General features: G+C 40.9%; 3 protein-coding genes. All 3 read left to right on the top strand.

Features of this window, described 5'->3' with window-relative positions; translation table 11 throughout:
- Positions 1 to 7: 7 nt before the first annotated feature.
- Positions 8 to 2,050: a DUF859 family phage minor structural protein gene (locus ACIY19_RS10710; RefSeq protein WP_409003391.1), complete on the top strand. Its 2,043-nt coding sequence runs from the start codon at positions 8 to 10 to the stop codon at positions 2,048 to 2,050.
- Between the two features lie 10 nt (positions 2,051 to 2,060).
- On the top strand, positions 2,061 to 2,666 hold the full coding sequence (locus ACIY19_RS10705; RefSeq protein WP_409003390.1) for a DUF1366 domain-containing protein: 606 nt from the start codon (positions 2,061 to 2,063) through the stop codon (positions 2,664 to 2,666).
- A 9-nt stretch (positions 2,667 to 2,675) separates the two neighbouring features.
- Positions 2,676 to 3,028 (top strand): phage holin family protein (locus tag ACIY19_RS10700; RefSeq protein WP_409003389.1); only part of this gene is annotated, 353 nt, incomplete at its 3' end.

The following is a 3,028-nucleotide window of genomic DNA, read 5'->3' as shown; positions in this document are numbered from 1 at the left end:
GAGGAAAATGACTAAATTTATCAATTCTAGTGGCCCATTGCATTTGAACCTTTACGTCGAACAAGTTAGTCAGGACATTACTAATAACTCTTCGAAAGTAAGGTGGCGGGCTACTATCGACCGCGATGGAGCTTATAGAACATGGACTTATGGAAATATCAGTAACCTTTCTGTCTGGTTAAATGGCGCAAGTGTTCATAGCAGTCACCCGGATTACGATACGTCCGGAGAAGAGGTAACGCTCGCAAGTGGAGAAGTCACTGTTCCTCATAATAGTGACGGGACTAAGACTTTTTCAGTTTGGGCTTCTTTTGACCCGAATAACGGAGTTCACGGAAATATTACTATCTCGACTAAGTATACGTTATCCAGCTTGCCTCGTTCTAGTGCGGTTGCTGGTCTAGACGGAGATAGAAATCTAGGCTCTCGTCATACTATACGAATCGACAGAAAAGCAAGTGCATTCACTCACCAAGTTTGGTACCGAGTTTTTGGAAGTGACTGGATAGATTTAGGTAAGAACCATGGGACAAGTGTATCCTTTACCCCGTCTTTAGATTTTGCTCGACACTTACCTAAATCTAGTTCGGGGCTAATGGATATCTGTGTTCGAACATATAATGGCACTACTCAAATCGGTAGCGACGTGTATTCTAATGGCTGGTACTTTAAAATCCCAGACAGTGTAAAGCCTACCTTCACAGGTCTTTCATTAACTGACATGAATACGGTCGCAAGACAGCTATTGAGCGGAAATAACTTTTTACAGATTATTTCTGACATCCAGGTCAACTTTAACAGCCCATCTGGGGCTTATGGCTCAACTATTACAGGATATCGTGCTGAAATTGTAAATAAGAATCAGGTCACAACTAAAAATGGCGGTAGGCTCGGTATGATGAATTTTAATGGTTCAGCAACGATACGTGCTAGTGTTGTCGATAGTCGGGGCAAACAATCAGATACTAAAGATATTACTATCAACGTGATTGAGTATTATGCCCCCTCCTTTAGCTTCTCCGCACTTAGAACTAGAGGTAATCCAAATACATTGCAAGTGTTAAGAAATGCCCGAATAGCCCCTATAATGCAGTCAGGAAAGCAAAGGAATGTAATGTCCTTAACTTTCAAAGTTGCTCAGATAGGTAATGAGAATTTCACGGATGATAATGGTAGTGCATCTGGTAATTTTACAAGTATTCATACATTGACTAATTCAGCTGCTAACATGGCGGGGAATTATCCATCGAATAAATCCTTTGTGATTATTGGTAAGCTTGAGGACAAGTTTACAAGTGTTGAATTTTCTACAACAGTAGCAACTGAAAGCGTAGTAATGTCCTATGATAAGAACGGACGTGTAGGCATTGGTAAGGTTGCAGAATTTGGGAAACCAGGCTCATTAGATGTTCTAGGCGATATCTACTCGAATAACAAGCCAATTCAGCAGTATCAGCTGACTAATGCTTATGGTGGCTTAAGTAGAGGTAGCGCTCAATGGGGTGATGTTTGGAATAAGCAGGCGACAGAATTTGGTTGGAGAAATGGGAAATACGCAGATAACCCTACTGGTAATGATTGGGGACTATTTCAAAACTATTGGCTTGATAGTTGGAAAGGCGTTCAATTTTTCACTGGGGTAACATCAAATAGGTTTTTCTTTAGGACCTACAACAATGCCAATAAATGGGCTCCAACGCAATGGAAAGAGATTGCTACCAAAGATGACATTCAGAGCACACCTTGGCAAAATGCCAACCTACAAAATGGGTGGAGCCATCATCCTGAGTATGAAAAAATCCAATTTTCAAAAAGTTTTGACGGGATTGTTTATTTAAGAGGGACTTGTAAAGGAGGAAAGACTACCCGTGAGTCAATTATCTTTACTTTGCCTGAAAATTTCAGACCATCTACAACACTATTCAAAACCGTTTTAAACAATGACTATGGCTCTGCCGTTGTCGGAGTCTATCCAACTGGAAATGTGGTTGTGAAAAATAATGTTGATTCAAATTGGTTAAACCTAGATAATATTTCATTCAAAATTTAAAGGAGGTTCTATGAAATTAGAGTACGGGACAAAGTCCCAAGAATTTGATGCAAGCGGAACAGCATCCGCTACAAAGGTCACGTTAGTCAATGCAGACGGTGCTATCGTACCTATCTTGCTATCAGCTGATAAAATCAGCTTGTCTAATACAGAACTTTTTGAGTTAGCCTTGGAAGCTCTCTATCAGGAGAATTTCCCAAATCGTGCTGAAAATGAGAAATTCAGCCAGGTGGATGCGCAGCTCAAGCAAAATAAGGAAATGGCAACTAAGGTAGAGCAAGCGGCCGTAGAGAATAAGGAAAATCTTGACACGGTATCATCTATCACTGAGGTTCTGATCGCTCTGGCTATTTCTCAAAACGGAGGCATGCCCACGAATACTTACAGTAAAGTTGCGCAGTTCATCAAGCCTCTCGTCAAGAGCACTCGCTATGTAAACGGTGATATCGTATCCATGCCTTACCCATACGATACGAACCCGAAATGGCCGAAGGAGACACAAACAATCCTGAAATTCCAGATGCAACCATCTGAAGGCTATACTTGGAAAGAGCAGTCACTACCTGATATGCTGCAGCAAGGTGTATTGACCGTGGTCATGCCTAGAATCGATTAAGGAGGATATATGCAAATCGAATTTTTCAATTTTTTTCGAAGTGTTGTTCAGACTGAAGATGGTCTGGTTTTGTACGCCCTGGCATTGATTGTCTCAATGGAAATCATTGATTTTGTGACAGGAACGATTGCTGCGATTGTCAATCCTGGCATCGAGTATAAGAGCAAAATCGGCATCAATGGGCTACTTCGTAAAGTTTTAGGGGTTCTCTTACTGATGATCCTCATTCCGATGTCCGTGCTTTTACCTGAAAAAACAGGCTTCGCATTCTTGTACTCGATCTATCTCGGGTACATCGCATTTACTTTTCAATCTCTAATTGAAAATTACCGCAAATTAAAAGGAAATGTCACTCTTTTTCA

The organism is Streptococcus sp. ST14 (genome assembly GCF_046098195.1).
In the GTDB taxonomy this organism is placed as follows: domain Bacteria; phylum Bacillota; class Bacilli; order Lactobacillales; family Streptococcaceae; genus Streptococcus.
Note: the sequence above shows the minus strand (reverse complement) of the source record. Positions and strands in the feature narration are given on the sequence as shown.

Bases quoted from the DNA above. Each gene is read 5' to 3' on its own strand.
- ACIY19_RS10710 (WP_409003391.1), top strand. From the start codon at position 8: ATGACTAAATTTATCAATTCTAGTGGCCCATTGCATTTGAACCTTTAC.
- ACIY19_RS10705 (WP_409003390.1), top strand. From the start codon at position 2,061: ATGAAATTAGAGTACGGGACAAAGTCCCAAGAATTTGATGCAAGCGGA.